At 55.5% G+C, this 2,797-nt stretch carries 3 protein-coding genes; all 3 read left to right on the top strand.

What is annotated here, in order from left to right; translation table 11 throughout:
- A partial coding sequence (locus tag J5M71_RS25750; RefSeq protein ID WP_207838245.1) for a DUF1983 domain-containing protein occupies positions 1–1,419 on the top strand: 1,419 nt, incomplete at its 5' end.
- A 61-nt stretch (positions 1,420–1,480) separates the two neighbouring features.
- The gene (gene lom, locus J5M71_RS25745) at positions 1,481–2,101 is read left to right on the top strand and encodes an outer membrane beta-barrel protein Lom (protein ID WP_001246632.1); all 621 of its coding nucleotides are present in this window, start codon (positions 1,481–1,483) and stop codon (positions 2,099–2,101) included.
- Positions 2,102–2,165: 64 nt separating this feature from the next.
- Positions 2,166–2,797 (top strand): prophage tail fiber N-terminal domain-containing protein (locus J5M71_RS25740; protein WP_207838243.1); only part of this gene is annotated, 632 nt, incomplete at its 3' end.

Here is a 2,797-nt window from a genome sequence, read left to right as displayed (position 1 = left end):
CCATGGCATACCGCCGCGATCGGCTTGCCGGCCCGGACGACGGAAACCACATACCGCTTCACGCAACTGGCGCTGGGGAACTACAGGCTGACAGTCCGGGCGGTAAATGCGTGGGGGCAGCAGGGCGATCCGGCGTCGGTATCGTTCCGGATTGCCGCACCGGCAGCACCGTCGAGGATTGAGCTGACGCCGGGCTATTTTCAGATAACCGCCACGCCGCATCTTGCCGTTTATGACCCGACGGTACAGTTTGAGTTCTGGTTCTCGGAAAAGCAGATTGCGGATATCAGACAGGTTGAAACCAGCACGCGTTATCTTGGTACGGCGCTGTACTGGATAGCCGCCAGTATCAATATCAAACCGGGCCATGATTATTACTTTTATATCCGCAGTGTGAACACCGTTGGCAAATCGGCATTCGTGGAGGCCGTCGGTCGGGCGAGCGATGATGCGGAAGGTTACCTGGATTTTTTCAAAGGCAAGATAACCGAATCCCATCTCGGCAAGGAGCTGCTGGAAAAAGTCGAGCTGACGGAGGATAACGCCAGCAGACTGGAGGAGTTTTCGAAAGAGTGGAAGGATGCCAGTGATAAGTGGAATGCCATGTGGGCTGTCAAAATTGAGCAGACCAAAGACGGCAAACATTATGTCGCGGGTATTGGCCTCAGCATGGAGGACACGGAGGAAGGCAAACTGAGCCAGTTTCTGGTTGCCGCCAATCGTATCGCATTTATTGACCCGGCAAACGGGAATGAAACGCCGATGTTTGTGGCGCAGGGCAACCAGATATTCATGAACGACGTGTTCCTGAAGCGCCTGACGGCCCCCACCATTACCAGCGGCGGCAATCCTCCGGCCTTTTCCCTGACACCGGACGGAAAGCTGACCGCTAAAAATGCGGATATCAGTGGCAGTGTGAATGCGAACTCCGGGACGCTCAGTAATGTGACGATAGCTGAAAACTGTACGATAAACGGTACGCTGAGGGCGGAAAAAATCGTCGGGGACATTGTAAAGGCGGCGAGCGCGGCTTTTCCGCGCCAGCGTGAAAGCAGTGTGGACTGGCCGTCAGGTACCCGTACTGTCACCGTGACCGATGACCATCCTTTTGATCGCCAGATAGTGGTGCTTCCGCTGACGTTTCGCGGAAGTAAGCGTACTGTCAGCGGCAGGACAACGTATTCGATGTGTTATCTGAAAGTACTGATGAACGGTGCGGTGATTTATGATGGCGCGGCGAACGAGGCGGTACAGGTGTTCTCCCGTATTGTTGACATGCCAGCGGGTCGGGGAAACGTGATCCTGACGTTCACGCTTACGTCCACACGGCATTCGGCAGATATTCCGCCGTATACGTTTGCCAGCGATGTGCAGGTTATGGTGATTAAGAAACAGGCGCTGGGCATCAGCGTGGTCTGAGTGTGTTACAGAGGTTCGTCCGGGAACGGGCGTTTTATTATAAAACAGTGAGAGGTGAACGATGCGTAATGTGTGTATTGCCGTTGCTGTCTTTGCCGCACTTGCGGTGACAGTCACTCCGGCCCGTGCGGAAGGTGGACATGGTACGTTTACGGTGGGCTATTTTCAAGTGAAACCGGGTACATTGCCGTCGTTGTCGGGCGGGGATACCGGTGTGAGTCATCTGAAAGGGATTAACGTGAAGTACCGTTATGAGCTGACGGACAGTGTGGGGGTGATGGCTTCCCTGGGGTTCGCCGCGTCGAAAAAGAGCAGCACAGTGATGACCGGGGAGGATACGTTTCACTATGAGAGCCTGCGTGGACGTTATGTGAGCGTGATGGCCGGACCGGTTTTACAAATCAGTAAGCAGGTCAGTGCGTACGCCATGGCCGGAGTGGCTCACAGTCGGTGGTCCGGCAGTACAATGGATTACCGTAAGACGGAAATCACTCCCGGGTATATGAAAGAGACGACCACTGCCAGGGACGAAAGTGCAATGCGGCATACCTCAGTGGCGTGGAGTGCAGGTATACAGATTAATCCGGCAGCGTCCGTCGTTGTTGATATTGCTTATGAAGGCTCCGGCAGTGGCGACTGGCGTACTGACGGATTCATCGTTGGGGTCGGTTATAAATTCTGATTAGCCAGGTAACACAGTGTTATGACAGCCCGCCGGAACCGGTGGGCTTTTTTGTGGGGTGAATATGGCAGTAAAGATTTCAGGAGTCCTGAAAGACGGCACAGGAAAACCGGTACAGAACTGCACCATTCAGCTGAAAGCCAGACGTAACAGCACCACGGTGGTGGTGAACACGGTGGGCTCAGAGAATCCGGATGAAGCCGGGCGTTACAGCATGGATGTGGAGTACGGTCAGTACAGTGTCATCCTGCAGGTTGACGGTTTTCCACCATCGCACGCCGGGACCATCACCGTGTATGAAGATTCACAACCGGGGACGCTGAATGATTTTCTCTGTGCCATGACGGAGGATGATGCCCGGCCGGAGGTGCTGCGTCGTCTTGAACTGATGGTGGAAGAGGTGGCGCGTAACGCGTCCGTGGTGGCACAGAGTACGGCAGACGCGAAGAAATCAGCCGGCGATGCCAGTGCATCAGCTGCTCAGGTCGCGGCCCTTGTGACTGATGCAACTGACTCAGCACGCGCCGCCAGCACGTCCGCCGGACAGGCTGCATCGTCAGCTCAGGAAGCGTCCTCCGGCGCAGAAGCGGCATCAGCAAAGGCCACTGAAGCAGAAAAAAGTGCCGCAGCCGCAGAGTCCTCAAAAAACGCGGCGGCCACCAGTGCCGGTGCGGCGAAAACGTCAGAAACGAATGC

Source organism: Pseudomonas sp. 43(2021) (genome assembly GCF_017490805.1).
GTDB lineage: Bacteria > Pseudomonadota > Gammaproteobacteria > Pseudomonadales > Pseudomonadaceae > Aquipseudomonas.
This window is presented reverse-complemented; position numbering and strand designations above follow the sequence as displayed.